This window comes from Vibrio sp. 10N.222.52.B7, from assembly GCF_041474275.1.
Classification (GTDB): Bacteria; Pseudomonadota; Gammaproteobacteria; order Enterobacterales; family Vibrionaceae; genus Vibrio; species Vibrio crassostreae_C.
The window spans coordinates 1-242 of record NZ_JBFRTU010000273.1; the positions used below are offsets into that span (position 1 = coordinate 1).

General features: G+C 43.8%; 1 pseudogene. It reads right to left on the minus strand.

Going from position 1 to position 242, the window contains the following annotated elements:
• Positions 1-242: pseudogene (locus AB4512_RS22800) on the minus strand (porin); the annotation flags it as partial.

Below are 242 nucleotides of genomic sequence, written 5' to 3' on the forward strand. Positions count from 1 at the left end.
ACTAAGAACTTGTTCTTCTTAAAGTGGTACTCAAGGCCAGGGATAATAAGCTGACGTTCGTAGCCATTCGCGTTGTCGTCTGTGTCCGTTAAGTAGTTAACGTTAAAGGTTGGACGTAGACCATTTTCAAAGTGGTAGTAGGTGAAGAATTCAGCACCACGGTGGTCGTAGAATTCAGATTGGCTGGTGGTCTCCCAGTTTGAACCTTGGCTGTAAGTGAAACCAACAAATAGTCCATCATT